This is a genomic window from Rhodococcus sp. 66b, assembly GCF_002076325.1.
Classification (GTDB): domain Bacteria; phylum Actinomycetota; class Actinomycetes; order Mycobacteriales; family Mycobacteriaceae; genus Rhodococcus_F; species Rhodococcus_F erythropolis.
The window spans coordinates 1-20,892 of record NZ_MUZB01000029.1 but is presented as its reverse complement, the minus strand read 5'-3'; the positions used below and the strand labels follow the sequence as shown (position 1 = coordinate 20,892).

Below are 20,892 nucleotides of genomic sequence, written 5' to 3'. Positions count from 1 at the left end.
AACCGGTACACGACACCCGAACGGGGCTGGGGAGGAGGGGAGGGTCACGAAAAGCGCCCCGTCTCGCGTCCACTGCCTCGTCATCATCATGCTCCCAATCATACACCCCGCCCACTAAACCGCAAAACAAACCGAAAACACAAAACACCGAAACTATCACTACCACAACAACATTCGGTGTTCACAAAAACAGCATCGTGCATAACTCACGAATCCAACTCAACACCAACCGAATATCGAAACCTACTGACATACAACAACATTCAAAAACACCTAAAACGAGCCCCACAACACCCCCACCCGCCCCGGCACCACTCCCCATTCAATAATTCCCGTCAGGCTCGCCTGACGGGACTGTCATAATCTCCGTACCAAGCCGAGATCGACGGGCTGCACCGAAGGGAAATTTCCATGGGTAGATTCAAACAAGCGACCCGCAAAAGATCTCAAGCCGACCGCCGGCGCCTTACCGAACCGGACGCGGTCGCAGCTCGCGCAATTGCATCGGCATTTATTCCTGCCCAAGCCCGTGCTTCAGAACGTGCATCCGCCGCAAAGCTTCTGATCCCGTGGCAACGCGCACCAAGCGGAGTTCAACCGGGTAGCTCCGTCGATCTTGACGACAAAGGATTTCCTGCCGCAGTCAGCGACTTCATCGGCACCGAGACTCTCGTACTGCACCATTCCCTCTTCCCCGCGATGAGCGCGGCGGAGAATTTGACGACGGTAGCTCACCTCATCGACCAATGGGAACCAACAGGGAAGATGCGGACAATCTCGATAATCACGCTTTGCCGATCTGCGCTCGAGTCTGCATCCCGCGCCGTGTGGGTGCTCTGCGAGCCAGACCGCGACGAACGCCGCAGCCGGGCGCTGAGGATTACGCGGGAAGAAGTACAACGCCACAAGAAATATGTCACCGAACAGGTAAATCGATTGGACAAAGCCGCTGCGAACTCCGCCAGCGCGCCGATGGCGTTTGAGACACCCGCCTACGTGATCGAGCTCAAGACGCAGAAACGCAACGCAGAATCCGTGATGCAAACACTGATCGATTCCGGGGTCAAAGGCGCACTCACCATGGAACAGACCATCGACGCGGCGGCCGAATGGATCGATGCCAACAGGCTAGTGAAGTCAGGCCGGCCGATGGCCAACCTGACACGCGAAAAATATTCGATCGCATCAGGTATCGCACACGGATCAACCTGGCCGACACGATACCTACTCGGAGCCACCGATCTGACCAGCGTCGTCGCAGACCTGCTCTACGCCTCCCTCACCACTACAGAGGCCGCAATCACCCTCTGGGAAACACACGCCTCAGTAGACCCACGCGTCGGACGGAAATGCCCACAACACCTTCGACAAGCCGCACGCCAACTCCACCCACGCTACGCATCGGCGAGTTCCTAGCCCCTGCCTGAGGCGGGATAAATGGAACAACTGCTGGTGGTGCAAGCGCACACATGGTGATTACTTTCTGCGATGACGACTGAAAGGCTATTGAATTGAGCGTGGACTGGGACAAGATCGGGAAGGACGACTTCGAAAGAATCGTCGAGACGCTGCTGACGCGGAAGTGGCAGGGCATTGCGACAGTGACCTGCCCGGACGGGCGGGGCGGTGACGGCGGAATCGACGTCGAAGTTCGACAGAGTGATCGCCGGCGCATCCACCAGTTGAAGTACTTCCCAGACGGATTCTCCGGAGATAAGAAGACAACCCGCCACAAACAGATTCGCAACTCATTCGAACGAGCGACGAAGCTGTCGCCGCCCCCATCCGAGTGGATTCTCGTGATCCCCGCAAAGCTCACTCCTGGCGAACGAACATTCGTTGAGGGATTAGGAGGACCCGACCGGCCGCCCGTCACCATTCTCGACCGTGTGGGATTGGACGTCCTGATTGCCGAGTTTCCGGACGTCTATCGTTACCTCCGGCGCGATCACCTGCGACCTGAAGTCGAGTTGTATCGTCTCGAAACGGAGACGCTCACCGGCAATTCCAAACCGCTCACCCGCCGGATACTGGACCTCGGAGCACAAGCAGACTCCACCGACCTCTTCTGGGCCACCGACTTTTCCCGGGTAGGCGACAAAGTTACCTACACGGTCCGCCCCAAAGACACTGACGCTCATAAGAAAAGCCCCATCACCGTGAGCTTCGACAGCGTCTTCGGCCCTGAACACGACGATGTGCGCAGAAAATTTGAGCAGTCGATGAATTTCGGCGCCTCCGGAGCAATCGTGCTACCGCCGCACGTCGTCAACAACATGGTGATCCGGGGGCCCCAAGCCATTGCCGGTACACCCGGCAATGTCACGGTCCGGATGGAGCCACTCAACGACAACCCTGCGGTCGGCGAGTTCGTTGAGCTTCGCTTCTTCGGCACCGACGGGACACTCAGGTCAGCGCACGAAGGTCGAATCACTTACATCAACCACGGATCAGTCGGCTACTCACTCGAAATCTCGTTCTACGAGCACCTAGAGGTTGAGCTTTTGGCTCCGATCAGCACAGGGGGATCGGGAGAATCCCGTCTCTCGTACAATTTTCACAGAATTCGCCCCAAGGATGCACTAGCTGTTCTCGACCTCCTCGATTCGTTGCGGTCGCCCGGGATCTTCAAGGTCTACATCAAAGACGACTTCCTGGCATCCCATCAAACCAACGGGGAGCCGACCGACCCGGCACTGGAACAAGAACTCGCCGAGATATACGGCATCGCACTCGATCTCAGCGTGGTACAGGAATTCTGCAACCACTCCTTCGCAATTCCGGAAGAAATAACCCCCTGGGAGCGGGTGAACCTGCGCGTCGCGCGGATCATCATCGACGGACACCTCACAGCCTCACCCCGAATCACCAACTGGACTGCGCCTCTGTCCGGCTTGGACTCACCGAAACTACGCACACAGCTCACAGAAAGCGGCCCCGCTCACTTCACGTGGAAGGATTTCACGCTCAAGCTGGGATCCAAGGAACTCGCTCTCGGCGATGCCGGGGTCATCCACGGGTCGGCGAAGGTAGTCAATTCAGAGGAAGCTCTCGCGGCCTTGGACGCCGGCACTGCAAGAGGATTCCGGATCAAATTCGAACCCCAGGAAGATCGATACTTCCTGATCTATCTCCTCGGACAAGGACCAGAACTGAAGGACCGCATGATCGCCAAGTGGACACTGCCCGGCTTCACACAACCCGGAACGGAAAAAACAAACCGCAATTGATCAAATAATGTTGCTGGTAACGCAACACGAGAGGACCAGGACGCAGATCCCGGAAATCGCGGTCGGCGAGCTGTGCTGCAGATTCCCCAATACGTGGCGCGTTCATTCCCCGGGCGTAGTGCTCGAAGCCCTTGAGTGGATCCCGGGCACTCATCACTGCAGACAACGAATCGCCTACGCATTCAAGGCCGGCCCACAACCAGACTCTCGACTGGCATCGCCCACCGAACTAGTTCATTGGGGACGGCGGCAAAATAGCGCGCTGTACCTACTCCTGGAACCAGCTACCGTTGAAATACGGTAACTGGCAAAGGATTATCTGTCTGGGTGCGCACCGGCCTTGCCCGTGCGGTTCAGCCCGTGGTGATGTTGACGACGCACTTGTCGACGGCCTGAACCCGCTCGTCGCCTGCTGAAATCTTCAAGGGTGCATCACTTGCTTTGCTCCAGCTTCCACCGTTCGTGCGCCACCAGTCGAGGCGTACGCGACATTGCCGTTGATTACCCACACGTCGGAGCGGTTCTTGGTCTTTCCCGCGCCATCGACTGTGGTCGCCCCGTAGAAGGTGAGCGGACCATCGGTGATCACAGTTCCGTTGGTCAACCCATAGCCACTGGTCGATAGTCCGGAGCTAACGAGAGATGTCAGCTCTGCGCTGGCGGGAGCGCAACGAGGATCTGAAGCCGTCTTGGCTGCTGGGTTACCGGCCGATTCCGACGGAACTACCTTCGCGGTGGACGTCGGGGACGTTACGGCCACTGAAGTAGTCGAAATCGCGGTCGACGTCTTGTCACTACTTCCACATGCTGCGAGAAGAAGGGCACAGATGGCTGTGGCCGCGAACGCGGCCGAACGAGTAATTTTCACAGGATGATCAAACCAGACTTGCCGGTCGCAAATCTCGTATGTCCTTTACGGTGCCCGGACGGCTTATCCAGTCGTCAAGGGACTGTTAGGTGGCGCGACAAAAGTTAAGCACTGCGAGCAAAGTGATGCCGTTTCGGGCTCACGCACGACCGGCCCGAACATGTCGTGCCCGTCAGGACGAGGACCAAGACCGTCCAGCTGCTGACTCGCTGGGCGGTGGTGCGGTTAGGGTTTCCGATTGGGGCCTGTGAAGCTTTGAACCTGTCAGCCCCTCTCATGCCCACGCGGGACGCCATCGGGGATCAGTTACGACCACCCGAGGTGCCCCCGACGCTGCAATCAGCGCAGCACGGTGACGGCCGTCCACCCAGGAGCCTTCGCTCCCGACAGTCAGCGGCTGAGTGAAGAACTCCTCCCACACACGACAATCCGGGCCGAACAGACCGCTCTGCTCACCGCACCGCACCCAATCGTCGAATTCCCAGTTGGCGGGTCGGACCCTGACCACCAGCACGCTCAGACGAGCAATCAACAACCAGTCAACCCACGGATACCCTTCATACAGTCGCCAGTTGTTCGACTCCACCACCGAACCGGCCACCTTCGGCAGAGTCGAGACCGCCCGAACAACGAAATCCACGAAAGGTTCTCCTCTCCATGACCTACGGCAGTGCCGGGCTCGGAGCCTTGGGCTTGGACTCAGTCAGTTTTCGGGCAACTGAGTGCGCGCAGGAGAGCATGAATTTCCGCGCGGCGGTAACGGCGGTGCCCACCGACAGTCGTAATGTATCCAATTTTTCCTTCGATGGCCCAGCGGCCGACGGTTTTCGGGGTGACGTGGAAAAGCGCAGCGACGTGTCCCGGGGTCAGAAACTCATCGCCGCCGTCGGAGTCGCTGCCTGCAGCTGTCTGGGATTCACTCCCCAACACGCCGGAAGAACCCTCCGACCAAGATAGTGCGGTAGCCTCCTCCACCGTCGGCTCATCACTCGCAGCAGCGGCCGGCGTTGCGGTGCTGACCGTGGAGTCAAAGTCTTCGGCGGCATGACGATATGTGCTCACTGTGATTTAGCTGTTTCTCTCGTGCCGATGATCATTCACCCACTCTGATGAGGGGCAGAAATTGTGCGCGTGGCTGCAGTGGTGAGAGGTCTGATCTTGGGCGCAGAACCATGTTCGAGCCGTGCCGACCAATGCTGGCAGGCCTGGCGAGGATTCGGCGGGCCGTGTCGCCTTGTTGGCCTTAGAGCCACGACATCAGCAGTCAACTGGCCTATATGCACACTAGATCTTTTCTGAAGTGCACGATATCTTTTCTGAAGTGCACGATCGAGCGGTGGGCGGATTATCGGTCAATATACGCGCTCAGATTGTCTGCCTATCGAGCATTGGCCACATTTCGCGCACACGTCAATGTTTCTTTGTCCAGCTCGCCCACCACCGCCAAATCGATACCAGCGTGTAGCGGAAGCAAGGATATCGGAGTGCCGAGGCACCCCCTCCCTCCCAACACGTTTCGTATCGAACAACCAACAGCAGCCCTCAAATCGGACGCCGACTGGGGAGTCCGTATGCCCTGGCCGTCAATGTCTCCATAACTGTGCGTGGGAGCATCCGCTGCGCCAGGAGGACCACGGGTGCATTGCTTCCGACTGCGTAGACTGGGCGTGTGCGTTTTGCCTCGACGGCTTTCAGGACGGTTCTCGCCACGGTGTCTGGCGAAATGCCTTGTCCTTCTTTAGCGTCGAGCTTCGCGATCACAGTTGTGAAGTCGCGTTGATATGGAGAATGCGGTCCGCAGTATTTGGTGCGCCGTGTGGAGAGTCCGGTGTCGATCGAGCCGGGCTCGACGGTAGTGATGTCGATGCCGAACGGTTTCAGTTCGTAACGGGCTGCCGTCGAGAAGGCCTTGATCGCGGCTTTGGTTCCCGCGTACGAAGAGCGGTAGGCCAGGGGGAAGCTCGCCAGCATCGATCCGACGTTGACGACTGTGCCGCGCCCACGCACCCTCATGCCGGGTAGCACGCGCTGGGTCAGTTCCACCGGACCGAAGACGTTGAGCTGAAAAAGACGCCTCACGGCGTCAATGGGCAGCTCTTCGATTGGGCCGCATTGGCTTTCGCCCGCATTGTTGACCAACACGTCGATGTCGATGTGTTGGAGGCCGTTGACGAAAGACTGTATGGATTCGGATTCGGTCAGATCCAGTTCGCGGTACTCGACGCCTGGCAGGGGGTCGGCGATCGCCGAGATATTCCTACTCGTTCCGATCACATGGAATTCTCGTGTGAGTAGTGCTCGGGCGACGGCACGGCCGATGCCTGAAGATGCTCCGGTAACAACTGCAGTTTTCATGTGTGCACCTTTTGGTTCTGGATGGAAGGGAATGGACAACCTGGCCGCCTCCCACTCGGGAGCGTTAATAAGTAGCCTCTGCTGGTTGAGCGACGGTTTGCTGGTGGGATCGAATCAGCGGCCGTACTGCGGTCAGGAAGAACCAATGTTGCTCTCAGACGCAGCGTGACTGGCACGGTCTGAGCCCAAGAGTCCGGGACGCTCCTCCGCTGACTACTGTGGGCACTCTCCTCGTCGGACGCTGCGGGAAATAGACACTATTTACGCTTAGTCCTTTGCTTTACAAGGACTCTCGACCCGCCCCACTGCTCGAAGTTCAGCAGTGTCGACCGCAAGATCGGCCCGACGTTTGCGCGCCGCCTTCACTACGAAAATGTCCGATTCCGTGTAGTCGAACTGCGCCGGCCCTTGCGCTTTCGCCGGAAGTCGCTTGACTAATTTCTGGGCTCGCCTACGAAAATCGGATGCATCAGGTTGCTGCAACAAGAAAGCGACTGCATCGACAACTTCCCGCGAAGGGGCACTAACCCTATCCATGGGATTCCCTTCTCCTGCCGCCAACGGACGCCATGAAAAGTGAGGTACCAATCGGCTCTTTGCGGTGCTGAATGGCCCGCCACTCGGATCTGCACGGACGAAAGCCGGTGAATCTTCCCACAGGATGCCTGTAGGACCACCCGAACCTCGCGAAGCGCGGCGCGGTGCCCCCCTGCCCAGGGCACATCTTTCTCATTTGTCGGGGAAGTTCACTCCACTTTCTGACGTAATCATCACTTATGATCAAGTCGTCAGTCAAGGGCGAATAAGAGTTTCTCGACGAGTACCGAAACTCCTTCGTCCGACATGGACCGTAGAACGCTCGCGGATATGTGCGATGTGGGAGCGTCTCCACCGCGAGGACTTGGGGGTACCTGATTCACGCTCCTCCGGTCGCGCAGGCAGCCGAGGTGCCGGCGCCCTGCGCAGGCATCGGACTGTCACCATGCTGCGCCTCTAGGTGCCATCCGGTAGGACTGACGCCGGGGCGATGACGGTGTGCAACGCTCCACGGTAAGACTGTGGAAGGGCCTTGCTGCACAACTCTTCCGCCTCGCATGCAGGTACACCCAGCGCCCGGAGAACTCGTACGGTCGTTCGGTCGACGGTGCTCGCCTCGTCTCGATCCGAATCTTCAAGGAGCAAACGCCCCATCGACAACAGGGTGCCCGACACAAGAGCCAAGGCAAGTTCGGAGTCCTCGACGTCGAATCGTCCCTGTTTCGTCGCCGATTCGATGTCTCGGCGCGAGCGCGGCGCCAAACCTCGCTCGGACGCAACCACTGCCGCTTCCGCGGTGAGCAGAACCCGACTCAGCTTCGGCTCCATTCGAAACAGGCGCCCGGACAGCCTGAAGGACTGCGTGAACTTCTCGACGGGATCATCCAGGCCCACCGTGAGGGTATCGAGGTACGCGCCGACGGATTCCAGCGCCTCGTCGACGGCGGCGCTCCACAGTTCCTCTTTGCTGGCGAAATAATTGTAGAAGGATCCGTTGCCTACATCGGCAGCTTGGGTGATCTCCAGAACCGGCGCGTTGACGTTGCCATTTGCAACAAAATCCAGTGCGGCTCGGACGAGTGCCGCTCGGGTGCGAGCTTTGCGGCGTTCGACGCGGCTGTCCTCCATCACTTGATGCTTCCCTTCCGTCACGCAAGGAGCCCAGTCTAACGCCACCATAACAAAATGACGATTTCGTCAAAAAGGGTTGACGCGGCCTCCTGCAATAAGTGACGATATCGTCAACAGCTTCGGAGGATTCAATATGCCGACAGACATCAACCCCCGGTCAGGCGTCGACGGCCACCAGAACATTCACGTCGACCAAGGATCATTGCCGGGTGAACATCCCGGGCGCGCCAGGAATCCGGTCATCAAGGTCCACGACATCGCGTGGCTCGAGTTCCGGAAGCCGGATCTGGTCAAAGCACAAGCCTTTGCCGAGGCTTTCGGATTTTCGGTCACGCTACGTACGCCGGATGAACTGCATTTGCGAGGTACCGATGTCGGTTCCCCGTGTGTGATCATCCGCAAGGGGGGCCGCTCGAGCTACGTCGGCGCGGCCTTCCTGGCCGCCGATGTCGCCGACGTGGTGAAACTGGCCGAGGCGGCCGATCGCCGCGTCGATCGACTTCCCGACGCCATCGGCGGGGTCGCGGTGAGCTTGACCGATCCGAGCGGTCAGGCAGTGCGGGTGGTCGCCGAAATCGACGGCGGGGCGCAACTGCCGCGACAGCAGGTGCACGCCCTGAACTTCGGTGTCTCGCACACCGCACCCCAGATCGCTCCCCGACTGAACTCCACCCAGCGAACTCCGCGTGAACCTGCGCGAGTGGAACGACTGGGACACGTCGTTCTCCAGCGCACCCGCTACCTCGAGAATCTCGACTGGTACCTCGAACACCTCGGGCTGATCGTGAGCGACTTCCTCTTCTACGACGGCCAACGCGAACGCGGTCCAGTGATGAGCTTCATTCGCTGCGATCGCGGCGAGACCCCCACCGACCATCACACACTCGCCATGACGTTGGGCCCCTCGGACCGCTACGTGCACTCGGCGTACCAGGTGTGCGACCTCGACGCCATCGGGGCAGGTCACCGATACCTCACCGAACGCGGATACAAGCACTCGTGGGGCATCGGCCGCCACATCCAAGGCAGCCAGATATTCGACTACTGGCGGGACCCGGACGGTTTCCTCGTCGAACACTTCAGTGACGGCGACCTCTTCGATTCCTCCCTCGAACCGGGGTGGGCACCGATGACCGCAACAGGATTGGCCCAATGGGGACCACCTGTGAGCAAGGACTTCCTCGGCCTCGCTCCCGGCAAAGACGCTCTCCACGAACTCCGATCGATCATCTCGGCCCTACACCGCGACAACGAATTCGACCCCGAACGCCTCCGCGGCCTGTTGAAAGTAGCCTCCTCATGAGCATCCCGGTCCTCCGCACCCCCGACGCCTGGTGGGTACAGCTACCCGCCGGCGCAGCACGCATCGACACCTCGGCAACGACCACGGCCGAACTGCTCAGCGATCGCACAGCAGTCGATGCCGCATCCAACAGCACAGACACCGTACCGCTCGAGACACTTGACCTGATTTCACCAGTCACCGCCCCGTGCCGGGTCGTCGCACAGATGACCAATTACGTTTCACACGTCAAGGATTCGGGCATGAACCCCGACACGGTCCCGCTAACCTTCTTCCGGAAATCGTCCGGCTCGATCAGTGGACCCACGGACGCCATCGTCAAACCCGCACACGTGAATCTACTCGACTACGAGGCGGAGATCGGACTCGTCATCGGAAAGCCGTTCCCTGTCGGCACTCCCGTGGACAACTCCACCGCCGCCGACCATATCGCAGCACTGGTGATCACCAATGATGTGTCCGCCCGCGATGTTCAGTTGCCGAAAACACAGTTCTACGAGGCGAAGTCATACCCGACCTTCACTCCCGTCGGTCCGGTGCTGCTCATTCTCGAGGAAGGCGACTTCGCCCGTTTCGACAAGCTCCGACTGATGCTTCGCGTCAATGGTGAACTGCGACAGAACAGTACGGTCCGAGACATGATCTATCCGCCGTCAAAGGCGTTGGAGACCCTGAGCAAATTTCAACGCCTCGATGTCGGGGACTTGATTCTCACCGGCACACCCGGCGGAACGGCCCTCAAGGCGCCCGCCAAACCGATCGAGATCATCGGCGGGTTCTTACCGCCCGCGCTCAAATGGAAGCTGTTCTTCAACAAGCAGTCGGCCAATCCCCACTACTTGAAGGACGGGGATGTGGTCGAAGTGAGCATCGCAACGGATGACTTCATGCTCGACCTCGGAATCCAGCGCACGAAGGTGAAGTACGCGCGATGAATCTCGGGACAGGCGAAACTTTGCCTCGGCTCGGTACTTCCACTACGTGCCGAACCGCAGTGGCGTCATGACCTTAAAGCACTACCCCGTGGTAATCGTCGGGGCCGGTCCATCCGGAATGACCGCCGCGTCACTACTGGGCCGATACTCCACGAACTGTCTTGTGCTCGACAGGTGGGCGAGCGTTTTCGCGCAACCGCGAGCCGTTCACCTCGATGACGAGATCTATCGCATCCTCGGCGATCTAGGTATCGCCGAGGAGTTCGGCTCGATCTCACGAGCCGGACAGGGTCTACGGTTGATCGACTCGGACATGAGCACGATCGCAGAATTCACCCGCAACCCGACGGAACAACCACACGGATTCCCCGCGGCCAACATGTTCGACCAGCCCGCACTCGAAGCGGTACTGCGAGCAAGAATGGACCAAGGCGGCAATGTGACATTTCGTGGCCATTGCGAAGTCTCCGACGTCATCAACGAACGCGATACGGTACGCGTGATCTACACTGAAAGAGACACTGGGCGAGTACATTCGGTCACGGCGGACTACGTATTGGGCTGCGATGGGGCCAACAGCGTCGTGCGCTCCGCGATCGGATCACGGATGACGCACTTGGGATTCGAGCAACGGTGGCTGGTCGTCGACATCGCCACCACCGCCGACTTGCAGCTATGGGATGGCGTCCACCAACTGTGCGACCCGCACCGCGCGGGAACTTACATGCGGATCGGTGAGACGCGCTATCGGTGGGAATTCCGATTGCAGGATCACGAAACCGTGGACGATTATCGTGACCTCGATACCTTGCGTCCGCTGTTCGACCCGTGGCTCGGAGCTGTCGTCAACTCGGATGTGGAGCTGATCCGGGTCGCGGAATACACCTTTCACGCGCAGGTCGCCGACCGGTGGCGCGATCGCCGAGTATTTTTGCTCGGCGACGCAGCCCACCTCACGCCTCCGTTCATCGGACAAGGCCTGGGCGCCGGCCTTCGTGATGCAAAAAACCTGATGTGGAAACTGGTCGCGGTCCGGGAAGGTCTGCTCCCCGCATCCGCGCTCGACAGTTACCAGATCGAACGCGGCCCGCACGCTACCGCGATGATCAAACGGGCCGTGATGGTCGGCTGGGCGATGACCGGGGGCGGCCATCGGACTGCCGCAGTGCGAAAACGTGTCCTCCCGCCGCTGATCAAGCTTCCCGGCATCGCGGCCAAAGTGACCGACAGCGCGACCCCCAGCCTGCGTCCATCGCAGTTCGTTCGCCGTAGCGTTCCGACGATTCACGGACTCGCAGGAACACTTTGCCCAAATGCGTTGGTGGACAAATCAACCCGGTTCGATGAAATCGCGCCCGACCAGACGGTCGTCGTGACAATGACACCCCCGAGCGACGGACAGCGACGAGAAATGACCCGCCGGGGCGCCCACGTCTTGGTAGTCGAAAAATCTTCGCCTCTGGGAACATGGCTGCGGCGCGGCCGGTCCTGCGCAGCGATCGTACGTCCGGATCGAACAGTGATGGCGTCCTCCCGGTCCCTGTCTTCACTGCACACCCGAGTACCTGTGCTGCCGGCCCCCGTCGGCGCGGCCAGGCCGGCTTGACCGTCGGGCTGGCCCAGTTCTCGCAGCCCTCGACTCTGTCCTCATCCTCATTTAGGAACCTCATGGCTACAGACATCTCCACCCCGCAATACCGTGCGAACATCTACTCGACAGAGGCGATTCTCGATCCGTATCCGCACTACGCCGAGTTACGCGCGTTGGGCCCGGTGGTATGGCTTGCTCGCCATCGCGTTTTTGCCGTTTCCCGGTACGCCGAGTGCAAATCCGTGCTGCTCGACGACGAAACATTCATTTCCGGCGACGGCGTAGGGCTCAATCCGGTCGCCAACAAGTTGGGTCAGGGTACGACCCTCAACAGCGATGGAGACGAGCACACTCTGAAGCGATCCGTCCTGGCGCATCGGTTGACTCCCAAGGCTGTTCGGAAGATGACGTCTGCAATCGAGGAAAAGGCCGAAAGCATAGTCGAGAATGCCCTCCGTAAGCAGTGGGTGGACGGAGTCGACGACCTCGCGACAGCCTTACCCATGTCGATTGTGCCTGATCTCGTCGGGTGGCCCGAAGACGGTCGCGACGACTTGCTGCGTTGGGCCGGGGCCACATTCGATGCCCTCGGCCCGATCAACCGACATGCTGTCGGCGCAACGAAAGCCGCGGCCGAGATGCTGGCCTTCTCCAAAAGGGTTGTCCGAGAGCGATCCGTACTTCCCGGCAGCATGGGCGAAGACGTTCTCATCGCCGCCGACGAAAACAAGATCGACAAGTCACAGTGTCCTGCCTTGATGATCGATTACCTCGCACCCTCTCTGGACACAACGATCGGCGCAATCTCGGGCGCGCTGAATCTGTTCGCGCAACACCCCGACCAATGGCAGGCCGTTCGCGAGAACCCCGATCTGATCCCGAACGCGGTCAACGAAGTCGTTCGCTTCGAGTCGCCGATCCGCGCGTTCTCCCGCCGAGCGACACGGGACACCGACGTGGGAGGCTCGATGATCCCCGCAGGCGGTCGAGTGCTGGTGGTGTACGCCTCCGCCAACCGAGACCCGCGCGAGTGGCACGATCCGGATTCATTCGACATCACACGCGACGCTGCACGCCAGCTCGGATTCGGCTCCGGAACACACGGCTGCGCAGGCCAAGGCTTGGCCCGTCTCGAAACACAGACCATCTTGCGCATCCTCGCCCGGCGCGTCGCCCGTATCGAACCTGCAGGCAGCGCGGAACGTGCAATCAACAACGTCATTCACCGATACGAGCGGCTTCCCTTGAAGCTGGTCGCAGCAGGAAAGGCACTCTCATGAAGATCAGCGTCGACTGGGACCGCTGCGAAGGCCACGGTATCTGCACCGAACAGGCGCCGAAGGTGTTCAGCCTCGACGACGAAGGCGAACTCTCCTATGCGTACGAAAATACAGACATTCCGGACGAGCTCGCTCCCGGCGCCCGCTCGGCGATCGGCGCCTGCCCCGTTGCCGCGCTGAAAGAGCAACAGTGAGTACCTCCGATCGCCACATCGTCATCGTCGGCGATTCCATTGCAGGATGCACAGCTGCACGCGAACTCCGTGCGCGCGGCCACCTCGGACCCATCACGATGATCGGGGCAGACAGCGACGGCTCCTACGCCCGGCCACCGTTGTCCAAGCACATCCTCAAAGAGGGGGCGAAGGAAGCCGAGGTGTGGGATCTATCGGACCTCGACATCACTGCCATCCGCGGCACCGCGACCGGCCTCGACACCGACCTACAAGCAGTTCTACTCACTGATGGACGCCAAGTTCGCTTCGATGCCCTCATCGTCGCAACCGGAGCTCGAGCCCGCCGTATCGGTGCCCCCACCCAACACGGGGAGTTGGTGTTGCGAACATTCGCCGACGCCCGGGAGCTGGGCACTCGGCTCGACGCGGCCGATTCAGCGATCGTCGTCGGCGCCGGCTTTCTGGGAATGGAAGTCGCCAGTGTATGTGCAGCGCGCGGCATCGCAGTCACCGTGGTAGACGTCGATGCACCGCTCCAACGTATCCTCGGGTCGTTTCTGTCCGGGGCAATCACCGCCCGTGCGCGATCCTCGCCGGTGCAGATAGTGCGCACCGATCGGCCCGTCGAACTGATCGGCGATCCCGTCACCGGAATAGCCCTCTCGGATCGAGAACTACATGCGGATCTCGTCGTGACCTGCGCCGGCGAAATTCCCGACTCGCACTGGCTCGAAAGTTCCGGTGCCGCCGACACACAGGGCGTCGGTATCGACGCCCGGTGCGCGACCGCAATACCGAATGTCTTCGCTGCCGGAGACGTCACCCATTTTTGTAGCTCGGTGCCACAGCGCAGGCAACCGTTCTGGTCGAACGCAGTCGCCCAGGGGAAAGTCGCAGCCGCTTCGGCACTGGGTCTCGAACCCACATGCCCTCCGACCGACGACTACTTCTGGACCGAAATCCTGGGACTGTCGATCAAAGTGGTCGGCCCACTCCCCCTCCTGGGTGAGCCGACCGTTCTCGACGGCTCCGTGAACGAAGGATCAGCTTTGCTCCAATGGACGCATCCCAACGGCCGAAAAACGGTGGTGGCATACGGGATCAAAAAATCGGTGGGACTTCTCCGGCGTATCGCACGCGAACAGACAACTCTCTCGAGGTAAGGAACACACAGATGACCTTCGGTTCGACATCGTCCGCCCGCCGCTCAACTCTCGTCCGCCACCTCCCCGAAATTGTGGGTCTGGCTCGTACGGCGATCGGCGTGGCACATATGATCGCGCCCACCCGCGCCAACGACCTCATCGCCGGACCTGACGCGGCACGTGCAACCGTCCGCGCAACGGCTCGAACCTTCGGAATCCGTGAAATCTACATCGGTGGCGGCCTTTTCGCTGCGACTCTGTGCGCCCCGAAAGCAGTTCGAACGCTGCTGCGAGCCGGCGTGGCGGTCGATGTCTGGGATACCGGCGCCTTCGCCATGACAGCCAATCTGCCGCGACGCACTCGAATCGCGGGCTGCGCGATCGCAGGCGGATTCGCGATCGCCGGTACGCTTGCGGAGATTCCGCTCCAGCGTTCCTGAACGAGCGGGATTGACGGGTGCCGAATTGTAAAATGTCGTGTGCGTGCCTTGTCGAAGGATTGGATCACCCTAGACGGAAGTGCGTCTAAAATATGTTGCAGCACAACCTGTTTAAAAACAATCAGCCATATCCGAATCACAGGGCAGGATGGATGGATGGTAATCCTGACCCACAGAGACAGACGTCTGCACCATCTGCACAATACGTCGAAATAGTCATGTGCATAAGGCCGTTGGGAAACCTCGGTAAACGCAGCGGCCCGGGAGAGGCGCCGCCCCCTAGGCCGCGGCGTTGTGCGCGCTGCGATCAGGCTCACTACGAAAACGCGATGCACGGCCGTCCATCTTGCAGGCCTTCCACACCAGGCGCGACCCGCGGTTCATCAGGCCGGCGTCGGTAGCCAGCATGCGGACGTCACCGATGTGGCCGCGCCTCATACCGATATACGCGCACCGTTTCACCCCCGCCGCGCCCTCTCCGTCAGGATCACCGGTGTTATCGGTATGGCAGACCGACATCGTCTACTATGGGGCCGACCTCCGCGAATATCTCACCAACGAGCGCACGCAGACGCACCATCGCCTCGGCTGTCGAAATCCTTTGGTACGCAGCAAGAATCCCGCACGCAATGTTCACGTTCCCGCGCCGGAACACCCCGACATCACTCCCCGACGTCAACGCGTACACCGGAGCGAGTTCGGAGACCACGGCATGAGCGATCGTGTGCGCGTACGAGCGGCACTTCACCTCCTCACTCGGCGCAAGGGAGACCGGCGAACTTCCGTACAACTCGAGCACCCCGAACGGCGACCCTCCACCCCCGAGCGGGTACGCGTAGACGCTCGCCGCACCCAAGCCCAACACCTGGGCCGTGAACAGTGGCCACCGCGCACGGGCCTCACCGCCGGCCATGTCGGCATGCAGCTCCGGGCGATCGAAACGGAAAGCATCCAGACACGGTCCCTCCCCAAGCGTGAACTGCGTTTCGTCGAGCTCCTCCGCGACACCGTCACTCGCATACACGAGATCGCGTGTCGATTCGGTCGCAAAAACGGCGACACCGACCCCGTCGACCCCCGTCTCGCGGACAAGCTCACTCGCGAGCTGCTTCGTCACCTCGAACGGCTCCGACGGATAACTCGCACGGGGACAGGTCTGTCGACATCGAAGAGGTACCTTCCCTGGCTGCGTACCGCCCATCTCACGTGTGCACATCAACTCTACTGTGGCCGAGCTTCTTTCAAACGCCACACCCCACCCGAGCGCCCCTGCGGCAAGGGCGGCAACACATGGCCGGCGACATCAGTGCTGACCCGGTGCGCGTCACCACAATCACATTCGTAGAAACCGCTGACCGGCGCTTTCTGCCCCGGATGATACGTCTGCTCCGCTGCACTCATGCCCGATTCCTTCCCCAACCGGTATGCGTTCAAACAACCCGTGCCACGCAGTCGGTACCGGTGGAAAGACGAGCAGCGAATCTCACCGACACCCGACTACCGTGCCTCGACCGAGCACAAGAACGCTGCCGCGGAAAAGAACACGAATGTGCACCGATCACCACTTCCGGGTACCCGACGGATTCACCGTCGAAGGAGCCCACTGTTGCCCTCGAACACGCATGTCCAACACTGCGCAGCCCTGATATGCGCCCACCTCACCGACGACACCGAAGGAAGCGAAACCCTGCGCGACACCGCAGAACTCACCTACCGGCAATGGTACGAATCAGCGACCATCCTGTGCGCCACAGTGCTCGACCTGATCGCATTCGAAACCGGCAGCCACCCCTTCACCGCCATCGACAACCACACCCCCGACCGGCACGAAATCTTCCCCGGCCCCAGACACCTACCCGAAGCCACGACAGCCATCATCTACTACGACCTGCACCAACGAGTACCCGAACCCGACGCTGTCGGCGTCAACGTCATCCCCTCCCTGTTCGACATCGCAGTCACCGGAATCGAAGACCTCGCGCACCTGTGGCACCGTTCTCCGATCGAAGTCGCACGATTGCTCACCGTCGCCGCAGCAACCTACGAACGCCAGGTGTGGTGAACAACCGCGACCCCTGTGTCAGCCCGACCGCTGTGTCAGCATCTGTTGGCTGCTGGGTTCACCGAAGCACGCGGCACCCCCACGAACCGGCAACCACCGAAGATGCACCTTCCGATGACGTTGCTCCGTTGGCGCCTTCTGTCGGCGAATGCCTGCAGCACAACTACTTCGGAAGCGTCTCATGGGAAGTCGAATCGACTGCACCATCATCGTCGTCTCCGTCATGCGACTCGGACGTCGCCAACGGCCAATCCACTTCGTCGAGCCGACAAGTAACGCGCTCGATGTCCTCCGCGGACGGTGCTTCACCAATGGCGCCGGCGATCAGCTCACCAACACGCTCGTAGTCGATGTGGCGGTCCGGAGTCTCATGCGCATGCTCGACAGACAGCGCCACCACCTGGTCGATCTCGTCGTCACTGAGCCGGCGGCGCAGGAGGGCCAACACCGCGAAATGATCCTTCTCCGGATTACCCTCCGGGTAACCACTACGAAGCCAGTCCAACACCGCTTTCAACGGGTGACGGACCCACCACCTACTCTCATCGCCGAACAATACGAAAGAGATCCGGTCAACACCGAAAGTCGTTCAGCCTCTGAGTCCGCGCGGCGCATCCATCGGGGGCACACCGCTCCTACCGCGCACGCTGGAACTTCGGATCTGCCCCGTCCAGCCGATTAACGCTCCCGAAGGTCAAGGCGCGCAACGACACCCAACGCTATACACAACAGAACCACCAGCACTGCAACATTGATCATCGCGATCTCCCGTCCGGCAATCCTTGCGGGGTTGACCCCTCTTGGGTTGGCCCATCAGCACGGCGAACCAGACTCATACGGCAGCCTGGGCGAGCCTGTCGAGCAGCAACTTCTTCCCGATCTCCGCACCCTTACGGCTCTCGCTCTGCGCCTTGCGGAACAGATCGGCCACCTCGCCGTCCCCGTCACGCTCGGCATCATCGATGTAGGTCTGCATACGCAACGCATTACTCAACGACGCTTCGACGAACCAGATCAAGTTGTAGTCCTTGTCCCGCGTACCCGTCACCGCACCGGATTCCTGCCCACTCATGGCCTTCTCTCCTTCTCGATTCCTGCCGAACTTCCCCTGTCAATGGCCATACCCCGCACAGACGACGTCCATGCCCCACACCGCAAGGGCAGCATCGGCAAATCGTTGACGCACACAGCCCGCACGCCTCAGGGAAAACCCCGCGGCCACCGACAAAACGTGACGTGCACGCCCATCCGCCCTGACGCTGCACCGGTTTCACCACCCGCTGTACCGGGCACCCCACCCTGACGGCGGAACGCTGCACAGGCAACGAGTCGCCGAACAGGGCCCTCCCCGGCAAGCACCAACCGGCAACGGCCCGCGCGCATCCCACACAACGCGAGCCAACGGGATACGCCCGATTCGCCGGCTGCCGTCACCAGCAGCCGGCGAATCGCCCACACCCGGCGAAACGACGACAGCCTCGTAGAAGCCGTGCACCGCGTCGAGATCATCCACCCGAAAAGTCTTCGACCACCACCGGTCACACACCGCTGACCGTGAACACCGCACACGCGCCGCCACCCGCGCGCAAGGCGCAACCGAAACCCGCACGCAAACCGCAACTTCCGTCGCCGGTTCCATCGCCGCCATCCTTCTGCGCACCCCAGAACCCCGAACACGGCGCCCGGTAGCTTGTTGATAGCTACAGGCGGTCGATGCTACCGTCAATCTCGATTGTCGATCATGCACGTACTTCATCAGGTCGGGGCCGAGTGGAGCACCCGAACCGATGCCAGAACACCCGTCCCCGACGACACGCAACACCGCAGGGCCGTCCCCACACTGTCGTGGCGGAGGTTTCCGTGCTCAATAGATTCCGGCGCGAAGCAGCCGTCCTCGCCGCCTACCTCTCCCAATTCGAGACCGACGACACCGAGTACACAGAACACTGCCCCTACGTCGGCATCACCGGCGAGAGCCGGGCCCAAACGCACGCCGACTACCAGCAAGCCTGCCGATGGATCGCCGCCACCGAGTGCACCGACGACGACATCGCCGCCCTCGCCCACATGCGCCGACGCTACGGCTTCCCCACCGAACCCTGACCCACTAATTTCCGTAAGCGGCTACGGACGGCCCCCGCTGCCGCTCCCCCATCGGCCCCAGCGAATATTCAGGACTTTGTACCGGCGGCTTTCGGAACCAGAGTGCCTCGGTCGGCGTACATCGCCTCGATACGAGCCTTGATCTCGGCAGTACTCATCGAACCGCTGCGCACAGCCGGCCGCGAGTTCGAGATCGAAGTCGGGACGTTCATCGGAAAGGTCCTTCACACATTGATGATTGAAGATTCGTAGCAGTACGAGAACGGCGTCAGAGCGCGCGACATGAGCCGGGTGGGGCCCGTCTGATCGTTCGTCAGTAACGGCCAGACGGACCCTGCACGCCCTCGCCCACGGGAAGGACGCACAACTCACTCCGCCAGCCGTGTCGACAATTCCGGATGGGATTACCACCCCCCACAGGCAGACACATTGCTGGCGGCGAACTATGCAGCGTGCAGAATCCGAGAAGAGGCGTCCTCGATACTCCGATTCGGTGTCATCGTCGCCGACGCCGCATCGGCGCTGCCTACTGTGACGACCTGACGCCACCACGCTTCACGTTCCTCGGATTCGGGCCACACCACCACATCGAGGTCATCGACATCCATGCGAGTACTCCTTCATGTCCTTTGACCGCCTGTTACCCCGCCCGCGGTCCTGTAAACCCCTCACGGCGTCGAAGCCGGATCCGGCACAAGCGCCGGACTCGGCACGCCGATCTTCGGGCACCATGTGCCCCGATGCCCACCGGGCGGCAGTTTCGTAGGCAACAACAACCCGCGATGGTCGTAGCGCTGGACATACAACCCCCAACTGCTACCTCCGTTGGCGGCCGTCGCCGCGACGATCGCCTCGTTGTCCGACTCGAAGAACTCTTGGGTGCTCGATCCATCCGCGAACGTGAACTTGTACCGCTCCATCACGCAACCTCGCCGTCAGTCGAAAAAAGCTCGTAGACCGAAATAACTCGTAGACAGTGTGTTCGGGCGAAACTCTGCACGGTGTGCGTTCACGCTGCGCGCCGGGAAAGTTGATTGCCGAGCCGGGTCACACTTCTCGCGCTTTCCGCCGTCCAAGGTCTGTACCCGCTGCTGCTCGGTACTCGCAAAAGACGTCACAGTGTGTGAGCGTCTCGGCAACCACCGCACAAGAACCCACGGACCCTGCCCGCAAGTCCTCACACCCGAGGGTTCCTCGCTGCGCCGTCGAGGGCCGGGCAACGAGGAACCCGCCCACACCCCTAACCTTGCGGAGGGGAGCGTTGGGTAGCCCGGGGCCGCGTCACCGGAGCCCGATACGTATACCGGGACATCATGATCGGCGGGGCCACCAAGCGGGGGTCGAGGGTGCAGCCGGCAATCCGGGTGAGTAACACCCACGCCGCCGGAGTGAGCGCATCGGCGAGAATCTGATCCGAATCTTCCACCACGGCAGCGTATTCCAGTTCGTGCCCGAGGCGGATACCCAGGCTCTCCCACCCCGAGTCACCGTGCCGACCCCTGCCGACTACTTCACACTCATCCTCGGCGATGCGGGCGATCTCGACATCATCGACCCCAGTCATTGTCGCTGCACCCTCTCGAAACATGCTGTTGTGGACTGCGGACTGTTCCGGCGTGCTGTTCACGCATCGATCTGCTTGCTCTCCTGCTTGTGGCTCACCTCCTTGCTGCTCCCACTGCCGTTCCCGGCGCTGCTGATCTCGATCTTGCGGGGCTTGGCCCGCTCCGCGAGCG

General features: G+C 60.9%; 26 protein-coding genes. 11 read left to right on the top strand and 15 right to left on the bottom strand.

What is annotated here, in order from left to right; genetic code table 11:
• The first annotated feature begins 699 nt into the window (after window positions 1-699).
• Window positions 700-1,416, top strand: coding sequence for a hypothetical protein (locus B0E55_RS30540; RefSeq protein WP_133053469.1), 717 nt, complete (start codon window positions 700-702; stop codon window positions 1,414-1,416).
• Between the two features lie 101 nt (window positions 1,417-1,517).
• Window positions 1,518-3,230 (top strand): hypothetical protein, encoded by a 1,713-nt coding sequence (locus B0E55_RS30535; RefSeq protein ID WP_080911126.1) that lies wholly within the window; start codon window positions 1,518-1,520, stop codon window positions 3,228-3,230.
• Between the two features lie 421 nt (window positions 3,231-3,651).
• Here the strand turns inward: B0E55_RS30535 and B0E55_RS30530 are convergent, their stop codons facing one another.
• From B0E55_RS30530 to B0E55_RS30505, 5 genes are all read right to left on the bottom strand, one after another.
• Window positions 3,652-3,990 (bottom strand): hypothetical protein, encoded by a 339-nt coding sequence (locus tag B0E55_RS30530; RefSeq protein WP_241896187.1) that lies wholly within the window; start codon window positions 3,988-3,990, stop codon window positions 3,652-3,654.
• Window positions 3,991-4,372: 382 nt separating this feature from the next.
• Window positions 4,373-4,738, bottom strand: coding sequence for a hypothetical protein (locus B0E55_RS30525; RefSeq protein ID WP_033237205.1), 366 nt, complete (start codon window positions 4,736-4,738; stop codon window positions 4,373-4,375).
• Window positions 4,739-4,797: 59 nt separating this feature from the next.
• Window positions 4,798-5,025 (bottom strand): BldC family transcriptional regulator, encoded by a 228-nt coding sequence (locus tag B0E55_RS30520; RefSeq protein ID WP_051730820.1) that lies wholly within the window; start codon window positions 5,023-5,025, stop codon window positions 4,798-4,800.
• Window positions 5,026-5,640: 615 nt separating this feature from the next.
• Entirely contained in the window at window positions 5,641-6,453 is an 813-nt protein-coding gene (locus tag B0E55_RS30515) for an SDR family oxidoreductase (RefSeq protein ID WP_019749834.1), read from the bottom strand.
• A 993-nt stretch (window positions 6,454-7,446) separates the two neighbouring features.
• Entirely contained in the window at window positions 7,447-8,118 is a 672-nt protein-coding gene (locus tag B0E55_RS30505) for a TetR/AcrR family transcriptional regulator (RefSeq protein ID WP_080911125.1), read from the bottom strand.
• Between the two features lie 136 nt (window positions 8,119-8,254).
• Between B0E55_RS30505 and B0E55_RS30500 the strand changes: the two genes are divergently transcribed.
• The 7 genes from B0E55_RS30500 (at window position 8,255) to B0E55_RS30470 (ending at window position 14,991) form a co-directional block, all read left to right on the top strand.
• On the top strand, window positions 8,255-9,424 hold the full coding sequence (locus B0E55_RS30500; protein ID WP_007732108.1) for a VOC family protein: 1,170 nt from the start codon (window positions 8,255-8,257) through the stop codon (window positions 9,422-9,424).
• Window positions 9,421-10,359: a fumarylacetoacetate hydrolase family protein gene (locus B0E55_RS30495; RefSeq protein WP_007732106.1), complete on the top strand. Its 939-nt coding sequence runs from the start codon at window positions 9,421-9,423 to the stop codon at window positions 10,357-10,359. The genes B0E55_RS30500 and B0E55_RS30495 overlap by 4 nt, the downstream gene beginning before the upstream one ends.
• A 67-nt stretch (window positions 10,360-10,426) precedes the next feature.
• Window positions 10,427-11,965 carry a bifunctional 3-(3-hydroxy-phenyl)propionate/3-hydroxycinnamic acid hydroxylase MhpA gene (gene mhpA, locus B0E55_RS30490; protein WP_037134792.1) on the top strand — a complete coding sequence of 513 codons (1,539 nt, stop codon included), beginning with the start codon at window positions 10,427-10,429 and terminating at the stop codon, window positions 11,963-11,965.
• A 62-nt stretch (window positions 11,966-12,027) separates the two neighbouring features.
• Window positions 12,028-13,230 carry a cytochrome P450 gene (locus tag B0E55_RS30485; RefSeq protein WP_019749830.1) on the top strand — a complete coding sequence of 401 codons (1,203 nt, stop codon included), beginning with the start codon at window positions 12,028-12,030 and terminating at the stop codon, window positions 13,228-13,230.
• Window positions 13,227-13,424, top strand: a complete 198-nt coding sequence (locus tag B0E55_RS30480) for a ferredoxin (RefSeq protein ID WP_007728158.1) — start codon at window positions 13,227-13,229, stop codon at window positions 13,422-13,424. Before B0E55_RS30485 ends, B0E55_RS30480 begins: the two co-directional genes overlap by 4 nt.
• The gene (locus tag B0E55_RS30475) at window positions 13,421-14,569 is read left to right on the top strand and encodes an NAD(P)/FAD-dependent oxidoreductase (protein ID WP_033237209.1); all 1,149 of its coding nucleotides are present in this window, start codon (window positions 13,421-13,423) and stop codon (window positions 14,567-14,569) included. Before B0E55_RS30480 ends, B0E55_RS30475 begins: the two co-directional genes overlap by 4 nt.
• 11 nt (window positions 14,570-14,580) lie before the next feature.
• Window positions 14,581-14,991 (top strand): hypothetical protein, encoded by a 411-nt coding sequence (locus tag B0E55_RS30470; RefSeq protein ID WP_019749828.1) that lies wholly within the window; start codon window positions 14,581-14,583, stop codon window positions 14,989-14,991.
• A 279-nt stretch (window positions 14,992-15,270) separates the two neighbouring features.
• On the opposite strand, the gene B0E55_RS32050 is transcribed toward B0E55_RS30470, so the two are convergent.
• From B0E55_RS32050 to B0E55_RS30460, 3 genes are all read right to left on the bottom strand, one after another.
• The gene (locus B0E55_RS32050) at window positions 15,271-15,429 is read right to left on the bottom strand and encodes a hypothetical protein (RefSeq protein WP_007728147.1); all 159 of its coding nucleotides are present in this window, start codon (window positions 15,427-15,429) and stop codon (window positions 15,271-15,273) included.
• A 58-nt stretch (window positions 15,430-15,487) separates the two neighbouring features.
• On the bottom strand, window positions 15,488-16,108 hold the full coding sequence (locus tag B0E55_RS30465; RefSeq protein WP_080911124.1) for a GAF domain-containing protein: 621 nt from the start codon (window positions 16,106-16,108) through the stop codon (window positions 15,488-15,490).
• 104 nt (window positions 16,109-16,212) lie between these two features.
• Complete coding sequence (locus B0E55_RS30460) at window positions 16,213-16,392, bottom strand: hypothetical protein (protein ID WP_080911123.1); 180 nt, start codon at window positions 16,390-16,392, stop codon at window positions 16,213-16,215.
• Window positions 16,393-16,597: 205 nt separating this feature from the next.
• Between B0E55_RS30460 and B0E55_RS30455 the strand changes: the two genes are divergently transcribed.
• Window positions 16,598-17,053: a hypothetical protein gene (locus B0E55_RS30455; RefSeq protein ID WP_133053468.1), complete on the top strand. Its 456-nt coding sequence runs from the start codon at window positions 16,598-16,600 to the stop codon at window positions 17,051-17,053.
• A 163-nt stretch (window positions 17,054-17,216) separates the two neighbouring features.
• Here the strand turns inward: B0E55_RS30455 and B0E55_RS30450 are convergent, their stop codons facing one another.
• From B0E55_RS30450 to B0E55_RS31770, 3 genes are all read right to left on the bottom strand, one after another.
• Complete coding sequence (locus tag B0E55_RS30450) at window positions 17,217-17,570, bottom strand: DUF3349 domain-containing protein (protein ID WP_420911569.1); 354 nt, start codon at window positions 17,568-17,570, stop codon at window positions 17,217-17,219.
• Window positions 17,571-17,885: 315 nt separating this feature from the next.
• Window positions 17,886-18,125, bottom strand: a complete 240-nt coding sequence (locus B0E55_RS30445; protein ID WP_007728137.1) for a hypothetical protein — start codon at window positions 18,123-18,125, stop codon at window positions 17,886-17,888.
• A gap of 198 nt (window positions 18,126-18,323) precedes the next feature.
• Window positions 18,324-18,566 carry a hypothetical protein gene (locus B0E55_RS31770; protein WP_125461370.1) on the bottom strand — a complete coding sequence of 81 codons (243 nt, stop codon included), beginning with the start codon at window positions 18,564-18,566 and terminating at the stop codon, window positions 18,324-18,326.
• A gap of 347 nt (window positions 18,567-18,913) precedes the next feature.
• Here B0E55_RS31770 and B0E55_RS30440 point away from each other — a divergent pair, with 347 nt between their 5' ends.
• Window positions 18,914-19,156, top strand: coding sequence for a hypothetical protein (locus B0E55_RS30440; RefSeq protein WP_070384932.1), 243 nt, complete (start codon window positions 18,914-18,916; stop codon window positions 19,154-19,156).
• A gap of 68 nt (window positions 19,157-19,224) precedes the next feature.
• Here B0E55_RS30440 and B0E55_RS32045 read toward each other — a convergent pair whose 3' ends face one another.
• From B0E55_RS32045 to B0E55_RS30430, 4 genes are all read right to left on the bottom strand, one after another.
• Window positions 19,225-19,368, bottom strand: a complete 144-nt coding sequence (locus tag B0E55_RS32045) for a hypothetical protein (protein ID WP_170320444.1) — start codon at window positions 19,366-19,368, stop codon at window positions 19,225-19,227.
• 231 nt (window positions 19,369-19,599) lie between these two features.
• Entirely contained in the window at window positions 19,600-19,764 is a 165-nt protein-coding gene (locus B0E55_RS31765; protein WP_019749824.1) for a hypothetical protein, read from the bottom strand.
• A gap of 60 nt (window positions 19,765-19,824) precedes the next feature.
• On the bottom strand, window positions 19,825-20,076 hold the full coding sequence (locus B0E55_RS30435; protein ID WP_019749823.1) for a hypothetical protein: 252 nt from the start codon (window positions 20,074-20,076) through the stop codon (window positions 19,825-19,827).
• A 320-nt stretch (window positions 20,077-20,396) separates the two neighbouring features.
• A complete protein-coding gene (locus tag B0E55_RS30430; RefSeq protein ID WP_241896185.1) occupies window positions 20,397-20,720 on the bottom strand; it encodes a hypothetical protein in 324 nt (107 codons plus the stop codon).
• Window positions 20,721-20,892 lie beyond the last annotated feature (172 nt).